The following is a 16,851-nucleotide window of genomic DNA, read 5'->3' on the forward strand; positions in this document are numbered from 1 at the left end:
GGAAGCATGGCTAGCATCACGATCGATGGACAGACGCTGGACGTCGCGGCCGGCTCCACGGTGCTGCAGGCGGCCGAGCGCCTGGGCATCGCCATTCCGACCTTCTGCTACATGAAGCGGCTGCCGGCGCTGGCCTCCTGCCGCATGTGCCTGGTGGAGATCGAAGGGCAGCGGCGGCTGCAGCCGTCCTGCGCGACCGCAATCACCGATGGCATGGTGGTGAGGACCAACACGCCGCTGATCGAGGAGACGCGCTCATCGATGCTCGACATGTTGCTCGCCAACCACCCGCTCGATTGCCCGATCTGCGACAAGGGCGGCGAGTGCGAGCTGCAGGACATGGTGATGGCCTACGGACCGCGCGAAAGCCGGTTCCGCGATGCCAAGCGGGTCTTTCACTCGAAGGACATCCGCCTCAGCCCAGTCATCATCATGAACGTCAACCGCTGCATCCAGTGCCAGCGCTGCGTGCGGATGTGCGAGGAGGTGGTCGGCGCGGTCGCCCTCGGCACGGTCGAGAAGGGCATGGACACCGCCGTCACCGGCTTCGAGGGCAGCCTTGCCAGCTGCGACCAGTGCGGCAACTGCGTCGAGGTCTGCCCGGTCGGTGCGCTGATGAGTTTTCCCTATCGCTACAGGGCACGGCCCTGGGACCTCGCCGAGACCGACACGATCTGCCCGCATTGCGGCACCGGCTGCCAGCTCACCGTGGGGGCGCGCAAGGGCGAGTTCATGCGGGTCCGCTCGAAAGAGGAGCACGGAGTCAACCGCGAGACGCTCTGCGTGCGCGGCCGCTTCGGCCTCGACTTCATCGAGAGCTCGGACCGCATCAAGCGGCCGATGATCCGGCGTGACGGTGCGCTGGTCCCGGTTTCCTGGGAGGAGGCAGGCGACTACCTGCGCCAGCGGCTAGCCGCCGTCGCCAACAAACCCGCCGGCGGGCTGGCCTCGCCGCGCCTGCCCAACGAAGTGCTCTATCAGTTCCAGAAGCTGATGCGGACGGTGTTCCATACCAACAACATCGACTGCTCGTCGCGCTGGCCGACGCCAGCCGACACCCTGGCGCCGCTGGTGGCGGGGTTCTACAGCCGTGCTCCGCTGCAAGATGTGATCGGCAACGACTGTGTGCTGGTCATCGGCGGCAACGTGACCGAGGAGAACCCGGTCACCGAATACTTGCTCCGCGACGCCGCACGGCGGCGGGGGACCCGGTTGCTCATGCTGTCAGCGCGGCCATCCCGCCTCGACGCCGACGCCCGGGCGGTGGTTCGCGCATCCCCCGGCGGCGAGGCGGCGAGTCTTGGCGCGGTGGTGGCCGGCCTCGCGGCGGCGGCCGGTGACGCATTGCCGGGTGATGTCCTCGCAGCGGTCGGCGCGACAGCCGCCAGTGACGAAACGGGCCGTCTAGCAGCGACGCTCAGGGACAACCTGAGTGTCACCCTCCTTGTCAGCGTCGATCTGCTGAGATCGCCCGAAGCGCGCGTGACCTTGCAGCAGCTCAACAATCTTCTGCAACTGCTGCACACACTCGGCAAGCAGCCCGCGATGCAGTTCCTCTTCGACCGTGCCAACCAGATGGGCGCCTGGGACATGGGAGTTCTGCCGGCGGTGCTGCCGGGACTGCGGCCGGTCGCCGACGAGGCAGCGCGCGCAGCCTTCAAAACGGCCTGGGGCGCCGACATCCCGTCCGGACCGGGTGCCGATTTCGGCGCGATGCTGGACCTGTGCGACAGAGGGCAAATGGGCACGCTCTACATCGTCGGAAGCGATCCCCTGATCTCCTATCCCGACCGCGAACTCATGGCGCGAGCGCTCGGTTCGGCGGAGCTACTGATCGTGCAGGATGCGTTCCTCACGGAGACGGCCGGTCTGGCCGACGTCGTGCTGCCGGCGGCGGGTTACGGCGAGGAGTCGGGTACCTTCACCAACAACGAGGGGCGGATCCAGACCGTCCGCAAGTTCCGCGAACTGCCCTTCGCGGCGCGGCACAATCTGGCGATCTTCGACTTCGTCGCAGCGGCCCGCAGTCAAACACTGCAGCCGTCCGCGCCGGGCGAAATTTTCGACGAGATTGCCCGGCTGGTTCCGTACTACGAGGGGCCGACGCTGGATGGGCTTGGTTCTGAAGGGTCATTCACCAAGATAACCCCGACACCTCCCGCCGGCGCGTACTTTGCAGCAGCGCCCGCCTCGACTGCGGCCGGCGGGCTCATGCTGACCACCGGCAACAGCCTGTTCCACAATGGCTATCTTTCCGAACGCTCGGAGATCCTGAATACAGTCGCCAACGACCCGTATGTCGAGATGAGCGCGCAGGACGCCGCGCAACGCGACCTTTCCGATGGGGATCAGGTGGTCGTGCGTTCCGCCCGGGCCGAACTGACGGCGCGGCTAAAGGTCAACCGGCAGTTTCCCAAGGGACTCGTCTTCGTTCCGGAAAACTACAGAGCCATGCGTCTGAACAGCCTGATGCGGCGGGGCGAATACCCGTGCCCGGTGGAGGTCCAGAAAGTACACTCCAGCCAGGAGGTCGACCGGACGAGCCAGATCTGGCGTGGGGCATGAAGATTGGGAGGGCGGGGGGCATGAAGCCTCTCAATGCCACACGTCGATCAGCGTGCGCAAGGATGTTGCGGCTGTCCGGCGGAACTCGCAATGCGGCCCGTTAGTGATAACTGGTTCCGGAAATATAGTCGTGCAGGTCTTTTTCCGTGCGGTGCGCTTCTTCAAGCCTGTGCTTCACCACGTCGCCGATGCTGACCACGCCGACCAGCGCATCGCCATCCATGACCAGCACATGGCGTGTCCGCCGCTCGGTCATGATCGCCATCGCCACCGGCAGCAAATCTCCTGTCGAACAGGTCGCCGCGCTGGGGTTCATGATGTCCGCGACGCGCATCAACGCGGCCTCCGCCCCATACTCCGCCATCGCGTTGCAGCAATCCCTTTCCGACAGCGTACCCAGGCATCTCCCGGGCGAAAGGCTGACGACAACGAAGCCGATGTTGGTGTCGCGAAACAGCCGCAGAACGTCCACCATCGTCTGATCAGGGGTAACCGCGATGACGCCGACACCCTTGTTCCTCACGATTTCGCCGACAAACATCTGGACCTCCTCCCTGCCTCCGTGGCCGACGGCTGGCGTGCGTTCACGTTCGCCGGATATTCCGCCACCAGTTGTATCCGTGGGGTTCGCTCGCCTCGACCCGCACCTCCCGTTCGGTGTTCAGGTGCGCGGCGACAACGCCGCCGCCGGTCATCGCCTTGCCCGGCTTGGCGAGCAGGTCGTCACGCCCGATTACCAGGTCGCGCGACGAGAAACTTGAGAATTCGTACTGCTGGCCGAGCGCGATCGCATCCGCCGGGCAGGCGTCCTCGCACAGCCCGCAAAACAGGCAGCGTGCCGTGTCGATCTCGAACTTGATTGGATGGCGCTTGCCATTCTCGTCCTCGTAGGGGACGACTTCAATACAGTCGCACGGACAGATCTTCGCGCAGAGTTCGCAAGCCACGCACTTGATCTCGCCTTCTTCGTCCCGCTTCAGAAAGTGATGACCGCGGTAACGCGAGTAGGGCAGCCATTTCTCCTTGTCCGGATATTGCATGGTCACGGGCCGGGAGAACATGTAGCCGAAGGTCAGGGCGAGGCCGCCCGCCAAATCGGCGAAGAACGCCCAGCCGATCCATGTTCCAGCTCTGTCCAGTGCACGTGACATCGCCGCCCCGCAGTGGAGCCGCTGCGGCTCCTAAGAGATGACAACTCCTGTGATAATTATGTTCGCCAACGACAGGGGAAGCAAGACCTTCCAGCCGATCGCCATCAACTGGTCGTAGCGGTAGCGGGGGAAGGTGAAGCGAAACAGCATGAACAGGTAGACGAAGAATGCGACCTTGAGCACAAACCAGAGGAGCGGCGGCAATGGGATCAGTACGCCATTCCAGCCGCCGAAGAACAGGATCACCACCAGGACCGATACGAGCACCATGATGACGTATTCGCTGACCATGAAAAATGCGAAGCGGATGCCGCTGTATTCGGTATGGAAGCCTGCCCCCAGATCGCCTTCCGCCTCCGCCAGGTCGAAGGGGATGCGCTGCGCTTCGGCGAGCCCCGCGACGAAGAACACGAGGAAGCCGACCGGCTGGTAGACGACATTCCAGACATCGGCCTGCGCGCGGACGATCTCGAGCAGGCTCATCGATTGTGCCATCATGACCACGCCGATGACCGCAAACCCCATCGGAATTTCGTAGCTGATCATTTGGGCGCAGGTCCTCAGGCTGCCGAGGACGGCATATTTGCTGTTGGCGGCCCAGCCGCCGAAGATCACGCCATAGACCTCGATGCCGATGACCGCGAAGACGAAGAGCAGCGCCACGTTCATGTTCGAGGCGTAGAGCGAGATGTCGTGGCCGAGCACCGAGATATCCTCGCCGAAGGGGATGGCGACGAACACCACGAAGGGCGGGGCGAGCGCCAGGATCGGCGCCAGCTTGAACAGGAAGCGGTCCGCCTCGGCCGGAATGTGATCCTCCTTGGTCAGGAGCTTGATGCCGTCCGCCACCGGCTGCAGCAACCCGTGCCACCCCACGCGCATCGGTCCCATCCGCTGCTGGATGCGCCCGGCGATCTTGCGTTCCAGCCAGGTCAACGGCAACGGCAGCAGCAGCAGCATCGCGATCAGCAGCGCGACCTTGAAGGCGATCAGGCCAAGGGCGAGGGCAAGGTCCATAATCCCGGCTACTCGGCAAGGGTTGAAACTTGAGGCCTATCAGTACTGCACGGTACAACGGCGGTGCACCACATGCAAATGCCATCATGAGGGCGCTAGATGTGCTCTGTTGCAACCGGTGGTTCGAGAATGAAGTCTTGCGAATGATACCAACGGGTTATCACTCGCAAAAAAGCCGCAATGAGGTCGATTCTCTGACCGTCACGGACGCCGAGCTGTTTGATATCACAATGCGACGCATGCAAGTGCCTTGGCTACCAGACGCCGGTCGAGCGCAAGACACTGCTCGCCCAGATAAGGCACGCAGGCTAGCTCAAGCGTTCGTAAGTCGCGGTTCACCATGAACTCACAATTTCCACAACCACTTGAATAGCAACTCGACTGCACCATGACCGCTAATCGATCCGTGCACCAACGCCTCCCTGGTGCAGATTGCGGCGCGACAGGTTGCGCACGTCGCGCTCGCCGCACAGCGCCATGGTGATGTCGAGTTCCTTGCGGATGATCTCCAGTGCCTTGGTGACGCCCGCCTGGCCGCCGGCGCCGAGGCCGTAGAGGAAGGGGCGGCCGATATAGGTGCCCTTGGCGCCGTAGCAGAGCGCCTTCAACACGTCCTGGCCGGAGCGGATGCCGCCGTCGATGTGCACTTCGACCTGACCGCCGACGGCATCGACGATGCGCGGCAGCATGCTGATCGAGGAGGGGGCGCCGTCAAGCTGGCGGCCGCCGTGGTTGGAGACGATGATCGCATCCGCGCCGGTCGAGACCGCCATGCGCGCATCCTCCTCGTCCAGAATGCCTTTCAGGATCAGCTTGCCGCCCCAGCGCTCCTTGATCCAGGCGACGTCGTTCCAGGACAGCTGCGGATCGAACTGCTCGCTCGTCCAGGCGTTCAGCGTCGACAGGTCGGTGACGCTCTTGGCGTGGCCGACGATGTTGCGGAAGGTGCGGCGCTGCGTGCCGAGCATCTGCATGCACCAAAGCGGCCGGGTCGCCATCTGCCAGACATGCTTGAAGGTGAACTTCGGCGGCGCGGACAGACCGTTGCGCACGTCCTTGTGACGCTGGCCGAGGATCTGCAGGTCGAGGGTGAGCACCAGCGCCGAGCACTTGGCCGCCTTGGCGCGGTCGATCAGGTTGAGGACGAAATCGCGGTCCTGCATCACATACAGCTGGAACCAGAACGGCTTGGTCGTGACGGAGGCGACGTCCTCGATCGAGCAGATGCTCATGGTGGACAGCGTGAAGGGCACGCCGAACGCTTCGGCCGCCTGCGCCGCCAGCATCTCGCCGTCGGCATGCTGCATGCCGGTCAGGCCGGTCGGGGCAAGCGCCACCGGCATCGACACCTTTTCGCCGATCATCTCGCTTTCCAGCGAGCGGTTCGACATGTCGACCAGCACGCGCTGGCGCAGCTTCACCTTCTGGAAATCCTCCTCGTTCGCCCGGTAGGTGCCTTCGGTGTAGGCGCCGGAATCGGCATAGTCGAAGAACATCTTCGGCACACGACGTTTCGCGCGCGCCTTCAGATCGGCGATCGTCAGGATTTCACTCACGGCAGTCTCCCCAGGCAGGATGGGACGGCACGCCGGACGGCGGTGCCGCAAAACGGAAAGCAGTGTCCGTCTTTTAGGGCCGGAACGTATAATCGGCAATCGATTCCGGCTTCATCTCGATCGAAAATCCCGGGGTCGACGGCGGCATATAGGCTGCATTGCGAATGATGCAGGGATCGACGAAATGCTCGTGCAGATGGTCGACGTATTCGATCACTCTGCCGTCTTTCGTGCCGGAGACGGCCACATAGTCGATCATCGACAGGTGCTGGACATATTCGCAAAGCCCGACACCGCCCGCATGTGGCCAGACGGGCAGACCGTACTTCGCCGCGACCAGCAGCACCGCCAGCACCTCGTTCAGCCCGCCCATGCGGCAGGAGTCGATCTGGACGATATCGATCGCCCCTTCCGCGATGAACTGCTTGAACATGATGCGATTCTGGCACATCTCGCCGGTCGCGACCTTCACGGGGCCGATAGCCTGTCGGATCTTGCGATGGCCGGCAATATCGTCCGGACTGGTCGGTTCTTCGATGAAGAAGGGCTTGGCAAAGGCGAGCTTCTTCACCCAGTCGATCGCCTGGTCGACCTCCCACACCTGGTTGGCGTCGATCATCAGGTAGCGGTCCGGGCCGATCACTTCGCGGGCTATCGTCAGCCGACGGATATCGTCATCGAGGTCGCGGCCGACCTTCATCTTTACATGGTTGAATCCGGCGTCCACCGCCTCCTGACAGAGGCGTCGCAGTTTCTCCTCGGGATAGCCGAGCCAACCAGCCGACGTGGTGTAGCAGGCATAACCCTCACGCTTCAGCGTTTCGATCCGCTCCGCCTTTCCGGCCTCGGCCTTCTTGAGGATCGCAACAGCCTCTTCGCGGGTGAGCACGTCGGTGAGATAGCGGAAGTCCACAATGTTGGCGATCCCTTCTGGCGACAGCTCGGAGACGAGTTGCCAGACAGGCTTTCCGGACTGCTTTGCCAGCAGGTCCCACACCGCATTGACGACTGCACCGGTAGCAAGGTGCATCGCACCCTTGTCCGGACCGATCCAGCGCAACTGGCTGTCGCTCGTCAGGTGGCGCCAGTATTTTCCAGGCGCTTTGCGCACCTCGTCCAGCTCCGTGCCGACGACCAGATGCTCCATCGCCTTGATCGCCATGCAGCAGATGTCGTTGCCGCGGCCGATCGTGAAAGTCAGCCCGTGACCGGCAAGGCCGGCTTTGTCCGTGTCGAGAATGACGTAGGCGGCCGAATAGTCCGGATCGGGGTTCATCGCATCGGAGCCGTCCAGGCTCTTGGATGTCGGAAACCGCAAGTCGAATACACGCATGCCGGTGATACGGGCCATTCTATCCTCCATGGTGCAGCGAACGGCGGTCGGCCGCCACTTGTGTTTCCACAATTGTTCTTTATACATAAAGGACAAATTTTGCCGCTGTCAACAAACGATACGGGCGATCAGCCGGCGGATTGAATGGCAACTCCGCTCGGCGCAGCAAGCGCCTTGAACGCGGTAACATGAGGGGGACGCGCCATGTTCATCGACACGCACCTGCATCTGATAGACCAGTCCAAGCTTGCCTATCCCTGGCTTTCGGGCGCGGGCGAATTGGATCGTGATTTCACCTATGCCGAGTACGCTCTGGAAGCGAAGCGGCTGGGCATTGAGGCGGCCGTGCACATGGAGGTTGATGTCGCCACCTCCGACATTGAGGTCGAAACCGAGATGGTACGCAGCCTCGCGGTGTCGCAAGGCGGCATGATCCAGGGCGTGATCGCCGCATGCCGGCCGGAAGAGGTCGGTTTTGCCGCCTATCTGGAACGCTGCGAGGCCGATCCCTTCGTCAAGGGCTTTCGTCGCGTGCTGCATGTGGTACCCGACGACATCTCTGAGCAGGCACTCTTCCGCGACAACCTCAAGCGCATGGCGGGTAGTCGCCTCACCTTCGATATCTGCATGCTGGCCCGCCAGCAACCGCTGGCGATGGCGCTGATCGACAGCGCGCCGGACGTCCGTTTCGTGCTCGATCACTGTGGCGTGCCGGATATCATTTCAGGGCAGTATGACAGCTGGAAACGCGGCATCAGCGAAATCGCCCGTCGGCCCAACGTGACGGCCAAGGTTTCCGGCATCGTCGCCTATGCCGATCCGCAAGCCTGGACTGTCGAGACGATCCGCCCCTATGCGGAGCACATCGTTTCCGCCTTCGGTTGGGATCGGGTTCTCTGGGGCAGCGATTGGCCGGTCTGCACACGTGGCGGGGGGCTGTCGACCTGGGTCGGCGCGACTCAAGCGATATTCGGCGCCTGTACCGCCGAGGAACGAGAGAAGCTCTACCGGGCGAATGCCAAGCGGTTCTGGAACCTTTAGAGAGGCGCAAACTCGATCAGAGCAGGCCAAAGACCAGAGCGACGACAAAGAGGAAGGCCGCGCCTGCGACCACGTTGCAGACAACACCATCAAGAGCCCAGCGCCGGGCGCGCTCCGGATGCGGAGAATGCGGTTGGCGCTTGTGGCCGAAGCTGGCCTTGCCGAAAGCATTCGCGTTGCCCATCGTCGTCATCCTTTCCTTCGGACGCAGCCGTCGGGCAAGCGTCTCCGGCCGGGCACTCATGCCCACGGGGACGAATTATAGAGAATGTCTATAAGAATGATAGGGTTCAATTTCTCTTTTTTGCCACAATCGTAAACAGCCATTTCGTGGACGGCAACGACAGTGGGCAGGACCGACCACTCCTGCCGGCCCATGCCATCCCGGCCAGGAACGGCCGCTTGGCTTGTTTGGTTTTAATCTTTTCGGCCTTCGAAGGTGATGATCCAGTCATCGGAATTCGGCGCCCGGCCGTGATCATGGCTGCCCGAGACGGAGATGTCGCTGAAACCGGCAGCACCCATCGCAAGCACGAATTCATTGACACCCCACCAGCGCAGCGTGAAAAGTTCGAGCTGCGTCTCGATCAGGCGCGTGTCGCGCCAGCGTTCGTAGCGGAGATGGGAAACCCGGCGCTGGGCGATATAATCGAAATCGGCGTGCTGCACCTGCAGCGTGATCAGGTCGCCATCGCCGACCGACCAACTTCTGACGCTTGTCGAGGAATCGATGATCTTTCCGGCCGGGTCGAGGTCGATGATCAGGCGGCCGCCGGGCGCAAGATGATCGTGGAACCGGCGCAGAACGGCAAGCGCCTCGGTGAAATCCCAGATTAGCTGGAACGAGCCGACGGGCACGATGATTGCATCGAACCGATGGTCATAGGTGAAATCCTGGAACCGCATCTGGTCCAGCCTTGGGAAAAGGTGCCGTTCGCGACAATGCGCCAGACAGCGCAGCAGCATTTCCTTCGAGGCGTCAAAACCCTCGACGTTCAGTCCGGCCTCGAGGAGAGGGATCAACAGGCGACCATTCCCGACACCCGGCTCCAGGATTGGACCACGGCACTCCGCCAGGCGGTTGCGGTAGAAGGAAAGTTCATTGCCGAATGTGCGGCCGATGGGCTTGTCGAGATCATAGACGAGGGCAGCAAGGCTACCGTAATGATTGTTCATGGCCATCCGTCAAATGTCTTTGCGCCAGTTATGGGACCGACGCGCGGCTCGACCGATTCTGGGCATCGCCGATGTTTCGCGCAGTGGTTGATTTTTGAACGCTTCTGATTCCAGAGTTATTCCCTGGTTTCAAGAACAATTCTCGGCGACTCTCTCGCGCCGCAATTATCCCACGAGTGACGAGGTCAGAAGACCAAGAGCCGCTTTCGGCGGGCAGTTCGGTGAAACACGTTAGCAGTCTTCCTAAGGGAGTGCTAATATTTGCAGTCGCATCCCTGAACGCGAAAAGTCATAGACCGAAACCGCTTAGCTACCGAAGGAGGAGGACATGGCCGCGAAGGAAGTGAGGTTTCATGCCGATGCGCGTGAAAAGATGCTGCGTGGCGTCGATATCCTTGCCAATGCCGTGAAGGTAACGCTCGGCCCGAAAGGCCGTAATGTCGTGCTCGACAAGTCGTTCGGCGCTCCCCGCATTACGAAGGACGGGGTCACGGTGGCAAAGGAAATTGAGCTCGAGGACAAGTTCGAAAACATGGGCGCCCAGATGGTGCGCGAAGTGGCCTCGAAGACGAGCGACATAGCCGGCGACGGCACCACCACAGCAACCGTCCTCGCCCAGTCCATCGTCACGGAAGGTGCAAAGGCCGTCGCCGCCGGGATGAACCCCATGGACCTCAAGCGCGGCATCGACAAGGCGGTCGAGGCGGTCGTCGAGGAATTGAAGAAGAACGCCCGCAAGATCACCCGGAACGACGAGATCGCCCAGGTCGGGACCATCTCTGCCAATGGCGACAGCGAGATCGGGCGCTTTCTGGCCGAGGCGATGGAGAAGGTTGGAAATGAAGGTGTCATCACGGTCGAGGAAGCCAAGACCGCGGTGACGGAACTGGAGGTGGTGGAGGGCATGCAGTTCGACCGCGGCTACCTCTCGCCCTACTTCGTCACCGATCAGGAAAAAATGCGCGTCGAACTGGAAGAGCCGTATCTGCTGATCCACGAAAAGAAGCTGTCCAATCTGCAGGCGTTGCTTCCTGTCCTGGAGGCCGTGGTCCAGTCAGGCAAACCGCTGCTGATCATTGCCGAAGACGTGGAGGGCGAGGCCCTCGCCACACTGGTCGTCAACAAGCTTCGCGGTGGCCTTAAGGTGGCGGCGGTCAAGGCGCCGGGTTTCGGCGATCGCCGCAAGGCGATACTGGAGGATATCGCCATCCTCACCGGCGGCACGACCATCTCCGAGGACCTCGGCATCAAGCTCGAGCACGTCACGCTGGACATGCTCGGCCGCGCCAAGAAGATCGTCGTGGAAAAAGAACACACAACGATCGTCGATGGCGCCGGCGCAAGGCAGGAAATCCAGGCGCGCATCACCCAGATCAGGGCACAGATCGAGGATACCACCTCCGACTACGACCGGGAGAAGCTCCAGGAGCGGTTGGCCAAGCTTGCCGGCGGCGTTGCCGTTATCCGGGTTGGCGGCTCGACGGAAGTCGAGGTCAGGGAGCGCAAGGACCGGGTCGACGACGCCATGCACGCAACCAGGGCCGCGGTCGAGGAAGGCATCCTGCCCGGCGGCGGCGTCGCCTTGCTGAGGGCCGTTACGGCGCTGAGCCGTGTTCAGACCGAAAATTCTGACCAGAAACACGGCATCGAGATCGTCCGCCGCGCCATTGAGGCCCCTGTGCGCCAGATCGCGGAAAACGCGGGCGCCGAAGGCTCGATCATCGTCGGCAAGCTGCGCGAGGTAGCCGACTTCGGTTATGGCTGGAACGCACAGACAAACGCGTTCGGCGACCTTTTCGCGCAGGGTGTTATCGACCCCGTCAAGGTCGTGCGCACCGCGCTCCAGGACGCCGCGTCGGTGGCGGGCCTGCTGGTCACTACCGAAGCCATGGTGGCGGAGAAGCCGAGGAAAGAAGCGCCAATGCCACAGATGCCGCCCGGCATGGACTTCTGACAAATGCAACGTACTCGCACGCCACGTGTGCGGGTACGTTGTGAACTGTCGAGAATCGCGGTGCTTAACGCGCTACTGTGTTTTTATCCGGAGTCGCATCTCTCCTGCGAAAGCAGCTTGGTGGTCTTCCCGTCGAACGCCCAGTTGTTGATCCGAGCGCACGGTATTGCTGGCACGACGCTCTCAAAACATCTTCTTCAGTTCGGCTGCGGATCATGAGGCGACTTCGAGTCGAAGTGACATTTGCAACGCTTCGTCTCCATCCACGAACCGATTGCCAACCTGCTCCACATCCGTGCCACCGCCGCCGGAGGCAAAAGGCGGTGAACAGGATGGGTACGGCCAATTCTGAAAAATGATATTTGACAAGCGCTTATAGGGAAAACCCTCATTGAAGACGGGATCGCCCCAAATCGTTTTCCCGTGTTGACGGTTCTATTCTCCTCCGTGCAATTGATACAGGATTCATGTCATGCACGAGAGAAACAGAGGGCGTTTGAGGTGGCTGAAGTTCGCGGCCGCGTCAGCGATTGTCCTTGGTGGTGGATTTGCCATCTTGATGGCGGTGCCGCCAAGCATTACGGCAGAAGAGCCAGATCCGGGCCAACTGTCCGATCCCGCCCTGGTCGCGCGCGGCAAGTATGTCGCGCAGCTTGGCGATTGCATCGCCTGTCATACCGACAAGGGTGGTGACGAAATGGCGGGCGGTCTCGCGCTTGAAACGCCCATGGGAACGATTTGGTCGACCAACATCACGCCGGACTCAAAGACAGGCATAGGCAGCTGGTCCTTTGGCGAGTTTGACCGCGCGATGCGTAAAGGGGTCGATGCCGACGGGCACAATTTATACCCCGCCATGCCGTATCCCTCGTATGCGAAGATCACCGACGAAGACATGATTGCGCTGTGGGCCTACCTTTTGAACGGCGTCAAGCCCGTCGAAAAGGCCAATCGCGATGCCGCGATGAACTTCCCGTTCAACCTTCGATTCGGACTTGCCTACTGGAACGCCGTCTTCGCGGACGACACACGCTTCGTCTTCGATCAAACGAAGGATGACGCTTGGAACCGAGGTGCCTATCTGGTGCAAGGGCTTGGTCATTGCGGGGCGTGCCACACGCCACGGGGCATCGCATTCCAGGAAGTCGCGATGACGGAAAAGGACCCTAAGGGCGACCAGTTCCTCGCCGGCGCGAAGGTGGAAAACTGGCATGCGGTCGAGCTGAGGAACCTGTGGACAGTGAATGACACCGTCGAACTGCTTAAGACAGGGCGGAATCGCTTCACGACTGTTTCCGGCTCGATGACCGATGTCATCCTGCATTCGACGCAGAATTTCACCGACGGCGATTTGGTTTCCATAGCCACATATTTGAAGTCGCTTCCGTCAGACACGCAGAGAGCGGTAGTGACGGAAGCTGTTTACGGCGATGCGCCCTCGACCGCCTATACAACCCCTGGCGGGCTCGGATACATGCAGTTCTGCAGTGACTGTCATCGGCCGGACGGGACAGGTGTGAAAGGAATCTTCCCAGCCCTCGCGGGGAACCCGACGGTCTCGGCGCTCGATCCCTCGACCCTCATTCACATCACATTGACGGGCTGGGAAACCGCGTCGACGAACGCCCATCCTCGAACCTATACGATGCCTGCCTTCGCGCGTATCGAGGATCAGGAGATCGCAGACATCCTCAGCTATGTGCGGAAGAACTGGGGAGCAGGGTCTCCGGCGATTTCCAAGGGCCAGGTTGCTCAAGCACGCAAACACATTGATCCGAAGATTGATGACTCGAGCTTCGAGACTCCACGTCTTGCCGCGCTACTTGATGAGCCAAATTCCGAGCAGCTTGTGCGCGGAATGAGATTAAACGCGGAGACGCGCAAGCTCGTGCCAGATAACGTTGGTAACGACCTGAACTGCGCATCGTGCCATCTGAATGCCGGTACCGTTGCCGATGGCTCGCCCTATGTCGGTGTTTCGGCATTTTTCCCAAGCTATGCGCCGCGCGCGGGCAAAGAGATCACGATGGAGGAACGCATCAATGGCTGCTTCCGTCGATCGATGAATGGCAAGCCGCTCAAGGTCGATAGCGACGATATGAAGGCCATGGTTGCCTACTTTGATTGGATGAGGGGTGAAACCAAGCCGGAAGACAAAGTTCCAGGTCGTGGAGTCGGCAAAATCGACCAGTCGCTCATTCCCGATCCGGTGAATGGCCAGAAAATCTACGCGGCCCAATGTGCAGTCTGCCACGGAGCCAACGGGGAAGGTTTGAAGGATGATGTCGGACGGCTAGTCTATCCGCCGTTGTGGGGTGATCGGTCGTTCAACATCGGCGCGGGCATGGCTCGTACCTATACGGCGGCCGCCTTCGTGCAGCGGAACATGCCTATCGGCTTTCACGAGAAATTTCCGCTTGGACAGGGCGGTCTGACGGACCAAGAAGCCCTCGACGTCGCGGATTACTTCAGTCACATGCCGAGACCAGACTTTGCCGACAAATTGAAAGACTGGCCAAATGGCGGGAAGCCAAAGGATGCGCGCTACTAGCCCATCAATCTGCGTCGAAGAGAGACCGGCAGTTTCAACGCTGCCGGCCTCTCGCTTTGCAAAAATTAGGGGCTTTGTCTCGCAAAGGTCGATGATCCGCGTACTGCTCGCCGTTCTCTGTATTTTGGTACCTGTGGACCTCGCGCAGGCGCGCGAGATCAGGATTGCTGTGCTTGCATTCCAGGGCTCTGAGAGAGCCGCAAGAGATTTTGAACAAACCTTTGAATATCTCGGCGATGCCTTGCCGGAGTTCCGGTTTGTCATGGTTCCTCTTGATCTTGCTGGTGTATCGCGTGCCGTGCAGTCGAACTCTGTCGATTTCCTAATCACCAATCCCGGCAACTACGTCGAATTGGAAGGACGCTTCGGGGTAACACGTGTCGCCACTTTCGAAACTCGAGAGAACAATGTTGCGGTTGATACCGTAGGTTCAACCGTGATCGTGCGAAATCGGGACGACCACCCTACCGACTTCAAAGGACTTGTTGGAGCAAGGATTGCAGTGGTTGCTGCGGATGCCTTCGGCGGGTGGCAGGTGGTGTGGCGGGAATTCGAGGATGCCGGCGTGCCGCTCACCAAGACCGGCGGCCTCGTTGAAACAGGCTTTCCGATGTCAAACGTCATTGAGGAAGTGCGTGCTGGACGGACAGACGCTGGCGTCCTGCGCACCTGCCTCCTGGAGGAAGAAGTTGCGGCAGGGCGGGTCTCCGTCGACGAATTTGCGATCGTCGCCGAAAAGGACCCGGGCGGATTTCCTTGCAGGCGTTCCTCTCGTCTTTATCCGGACTGGGCATTCGCCAGGTTGGCAACCACATCCGGCGACCTTGCCAAGTCGGTCACCGCCAAACTCTTGGAGATGGTCCCAAGCGATGGTCGCGGTTGGACCGCACCTCAGGACTACAACCCCGTTCTCGCGCTGTTCCGCGATCTGAAAATCGGGCCTTTCGAGGACCTGTCGCGCGTAACGTTGTTCGGTTTCGTGCGGGAGCACTGGCATTGGTTCGCCATTGCGGCTGTGGGCCTTGGCTGGTGGATCGTTCACGTCGTGCGTGTAGAGACCTTGGTGCGTCGACGAACGGCTGAACTTACGCGCGAGATCCAGGAGCGTGGTCGGGCGGAGGAGGAGGCGCGAGCCCACCGGCAGGAGCGCGACCAGTTCTCGCGCCTCGGCATTCTCGGGGAGATGGCGTCCAACATCGCGCACGAGCTGAACCAGCCGCTTGCTGCGATCACAAACTATGCGGAAGGTATGACGCGCCTTATTGATGCCGGGCGTAACGACCCGGCCATCCTGCGCGATGGAACTCGCGGAATTGCAGGACAGGCTGAAAGAGCTGGCACCATCGTTCGCCGCATTCGGTCTTTCGTTCGCCGCAGAGAGATCAGGCGCGAAAATCTGGACATCAACGAAGTGGTACGCGAAGCGCTTCTCCTTTTCGAAGCCACAGCGAAGCGCTGTAACATTCCTTTCCACGTCCGTCTCGCCGCGGATTTGCCGCAGGTTAAGGCGGACAGGATCGAGATTGAGCAGGTTCTTCTCAATCTTTTCCAGAATGCCGTTGATGCAATGGCCAATGCTAAACAGCCCGAGCGAGGTATTGTGGTTTCGACAAGCCGCACCGACGGCAAGGTAGAAGTGGCAGTGCGGGACCACGGAACCGGGCTCGCTCCTGACATCGAAGCACGGCTTTTTGAGACGTTCTTCACGACCAAGCCACAGGGACTTGGTCTTGGACTTTCCATTTGCCGCACTATCGTCGAAAGCCACGGCGGGCGGCTCTGGGCGTCAAATGAACAGGCAGGTGGCCTATCCATGCGGTTTGCCCTGCCCGTGCAGGCGGAGGATGGTGAATGAACGATATCGATGCTCCGCTTGTTCTCATTGTCGATGACGATGAAGCAATGCGCTCTTCCATGGCGTTCCTGTTTTCATCGGTCGGACTGGAAGCGAAGGTTCACGCATCGGCGGCAGAGCTTTTGGCCGAGCTACCGCCTGACGAATCCGTGCGTCCGGGAGTCTTGGTGCTGGACGTGCGCATGCCGGAAATGAGTGGGCTGGAACTTCAGCGAAGGCTGGTAAACAGTCAATTTCCCCTGCCGATTATTTTTGTTACTGGTCACGGCGATGTCCCCATCGCGGTTGAGACCCTGAAGGTTGGCGCATTCGATTTCATCGAAAAACCCTTCAAAGAACAGTATCTCCTGGATTCAGTTGCGGCTGCTATCCAGCTCTCGCGGACGAACTTGGCCCTCTATGCGCAGCGTCGTTCGGTAGAAGAAAAACTCTCCAGACTTGGGCGTCGAGAAGTGGAGGTGATGAATGGTGTTCTGGCTGGCAAGCCCAACAAAGTGATTGCCCATGAACTCGACTTGTCGATCAAGTCCATCGAGGTCTATCGCGCCTCCGTGATGTCGAAAATGCAGGCAAGCTCGCTCGTGGAACTTGCGAGGCTGGTCGACGCGTTGGCTTATAGTAATACGCGATAGCTACCAGTGAAACACTTCCG

Annotated in this window: 13 protein-coding genes and 1 pseudogene; 7 read left to right on the forward strand and 7 right to left on the reverse strand. The window is 60.8% G+C overall.

What is annotated here, in order from left to right; genetic code table 11:
• Positions 1–6: 6 nt before the first annotated feature.
• Positions 7–2,565 (forward strand): NADH-quinone oxidoreductase subunit NuoG, encoded by a 2,559-nt coding sequence (gene nuoG, locus IB238_RS22255; RefSeq protein WP_192252323.1) that lies wholly within the window; start codon positions 7–9, stop codon positions 2,563–2,565.
• A gap of 100 nt (positions 2,566–2,665) precedes the next feature.
• Here nuoG and IB238_RS22260 read toward each other — a convergent pair whose 3' ends face one another.
• From IB238_RS22260 to IB238_RS22280, 5 genes are all read right to left on the reverse strand, one after another.
• Positions 2,666–3,106, reverse strand: a complete 441-nt coding sequence (locus IB238_RS22260) for a CBS domain-containing protein (RefSeq protein WP_192252326.1) — start codon at positions 3,104–3,106, stop codon at positions 2,666–2,668.
• Positions 3,107–3,149: 43 nt separating this feature from the next.
• On the reverse strand, positions 3,150–3,716 hold the full coding sequence (locus IB238_RS22265) for an NADH-quinone oxidoreductase subunit I (RefSeq protein WP_192252329.1): 567 nt from the start codon (positions 3,714–3,716) through the stop codon (positions 3,150–3,152).
• A 30-nt stretch (positions 3,717–3,746) separates the two neighbouring features.
• The gene (nuoH, locus tag IB238_RS22270) at positions 3,747–4,733 is read right to left on the reverse strand and encodes an NADH-quinone oxidoreductase subunit NuoH (RefSeq protein ID WP_192252332.1); all 987 of its coding nucleotides are present in this window, start codon (positions 4,731–4,733) and stop codon (positions 3,747–3,749) included.
• Between the two features lie 395 nt (positions 4,734–5,128).
• Entirely contained in the window at positions 5,129–6,289 is a 1,161-nt protein-coding gene (locus IB238_RS22275; RefSeq protein ID WP_192252334.1) for an alpha-hydroxy acid oxidase, read from the reverse strand.
• Positions 6,290–6,362: 73 nt separating this feature from the next.
• Entirely contained in the window at positions 6,363–7,640 is a 1,278-nt protein-coding gene (locus tag IB238_RS22280) for an L-fuconate dehydratase (protein WP_192252337.1), read from the reverse strand.
• A gap of 186 nt (positions 7,641–7,826) precedes the next feature.
• Between IB238_RS22280 and IB238_RS22285 the strand changes: the two genes are divergently transcribed.
• Positions 7,827–8,663, forward strand: a complete 837-nt coding sequence (locus IB238_RS22285; RefSeq protein ID WP_192252340.1) for an amidohydrolase — start codon at positions 7,827–7,829, stop codon at positions 8,661–8,663.
• Positions 8,664–8,679: 16 nt separating this feature from the next.
• On the opposite strand, the gene IB238_RS22290 is transcribed toward IB238_RS22285, so the two are convergent.
• Together IB238_RS22290 and IB238_RS22295 are read right to left on the reverse strand one after the other, a co-directional pair.
• Positions 8,680–8,847, reverse strand: coding sequence for a hypothetical protein (locus IB238_RS22290; RefSeq protein ID WP_192252343.1), 168 nt, complete (start codon positions 8,845–8,847; stop codon positions 8,680–8,682).
• Between the two features lie 233 nt (positions 8,848–9,080).
• Positions 9,081–9,839, reverse strand: a complete 759-nt coding sequence (locus IB238_RS22295; RefSeq protein WP_192252346.1) for a class I SAM-dependent methyltransferase — start codon at positions 9,837–9,839, stop codon at positions 9,081–9,083.
• Between the two features lie 328 nt (positions 9,840–10,167).
• Between IB238_RS22295 and groL the strand changes: the two genes are divergently transcribed.
• The 5 genes and pseudogenes from groL (at position 10,168) to IB238_RS22320 (ending at position 16,831) form a co-directional block, all read left to right on the forward strand.
• On the forward strand, positions 10,168–11,793 hold the full coding sequence (gene groL / locus IB238_RS22300) for a chaperonin GroEL (protein ID WP_192252348.1): 1,626 nt from the start codon (positions 10,168–10,170) through the stop codon (positions 11,791–11,793).
• Between the two features lie 42 nt (positions 11,794–11,835).
• Positions 11,836–11,988, forward strand: a pseudogene (locus tag IB238_RS22305) (helix-turn-helix domain-containing protein); the annotation flags it as partial.
• Positions 11,989–12,265: 277 nt separating this feature from the next.
• Positions 12,266–14,344, forward strand: a complete 2,079-nt coding sequence (locus IB238_RS22310; protein WP_192252353.1) for a c-type cytochrome — start codon at positions 12,266–12,268, stop codon at positions 14,342–14,344.
• The gene (locus IB238_RS22315) at positions 14,313–16,199 is read left to right on the forward strand and encodes an ATP-binding protein (protein WP_210333676.1); all 1,887 of its coding nucleotides are present in this window, start codon (positions 14,313–14,315) and stop codon (positions 16,197–16,199) included. Before IB238_RS22310 ends, IB238_RS22315 begins: the two co-directional genes overlap by 32 nt.
• Positions 16,196–16,831, forward strand: a complete 636-nt coding sequence (locus tag IB238_RS22320) for a response regulator (RefSeq protein ID WP_192252356.1) — start codon at positions 16,196–16,198, stop codon at positions 16,829–16,831. Before IB238_RS22315 ends, IB238_RS22320 begins: the two co-directional genes overlap by 4 nt.
• Positions 16,832–16,851 lie beyond the last annotated feature (20 nt).

The sequence above is a fragment of the Rhizobium sp. ARZ01 genome (assembly GCF_014851675.1).
Taxonomy (GTDB): Bacteria; Pseudomonadota; Alphaproteobacteria; order Rhizobiales; family Rhizobiaceae; genus Mycoplana.

Bases quoted from the DNA above. Each gene is read 5' to 3' on its own strand.
- nuoH (WP_192252332.1), bottom strand. From the start codon at position 4,733: ATGGACCTTGCCCTCGCCCTTGGCCTGATCGCCTTCAAGGTCGCGCTG.
- IB238_RS22260 (WP_192252326.1), bottom strand. From the start codon at position 3,106: ATGTTTGTCGGCGAAATCGTGAGGAACAAGGGTGTCGGCGTCATCGCG.
- IB238_RS22315 (WP_210333676.1), top strand. From the start codon at position 14,313: ATGGCGGGAAGCCAAAGGATGCGCGCTACTAGCCCATCAATCTGCGTC.
- groL (WP_192252348.1), top strand. From the start codon at position 10,168: ATGGCCGCGAAGGAAGTGAGGTTTCATGCCGATGCGCGTGAAAAGATG.
- IB238_RS22280 (WP_192252337.1), bottom strand. From the start codon at position 7,640: ATGGCCCGTATCACCGGCATGCGTGTATTCGACTTGCGGTTTCCGACA.
- IB238_RS22310 (WP_192252353.1), top strand. From the start codon at position 12,266: ATGCACGAGAGAAACAGAGGGCGTTTGAGGTGGCTGAAGTTCGCGGCC.
- IB238_RS22290 (WP_192252343.1), bottom strand. From the start codon at position 8,847: ATGGGCAACGCGAATGCTTTCGGCAAGGCCAGCTTCGGCCACAAGCGC.
- IB238_RS22285 (WP_192252340.1), top strand. From the start codon at position 7,827: ATGTTCATCGACACGCACCTGCATCTGATAGACCAGTCCAAGCTTGCC.
- IB238_RS22320 (WP_192252356.1), top strand. From the start codon at position 16,196: ATGAACGATATCGATGCTCCGCTTGTTCTCATTGTCGATGACGATGAA.
- IB238_RS22295 (WP_192252346.1), bottom strand. From the start codon at position 9,839: ATGAACAATCATTACGGTAGCCTTGCTGCCCTCGTCTATGATCTCGAC.
- nuoG (WP_192252323.1), top strand. From the start codon at position 7: ATGGCTAGCATCACGATCGATGGACAGACGCTGGACGTCGCGGCCGGC.
- IB238_RS22265 (WP_192252329.1), bottom strand. From the start codon at position 3,716: ATGTCACGTGCACTGGACAGAGCTGGAACATGGATCGGCTGGGCGTTC.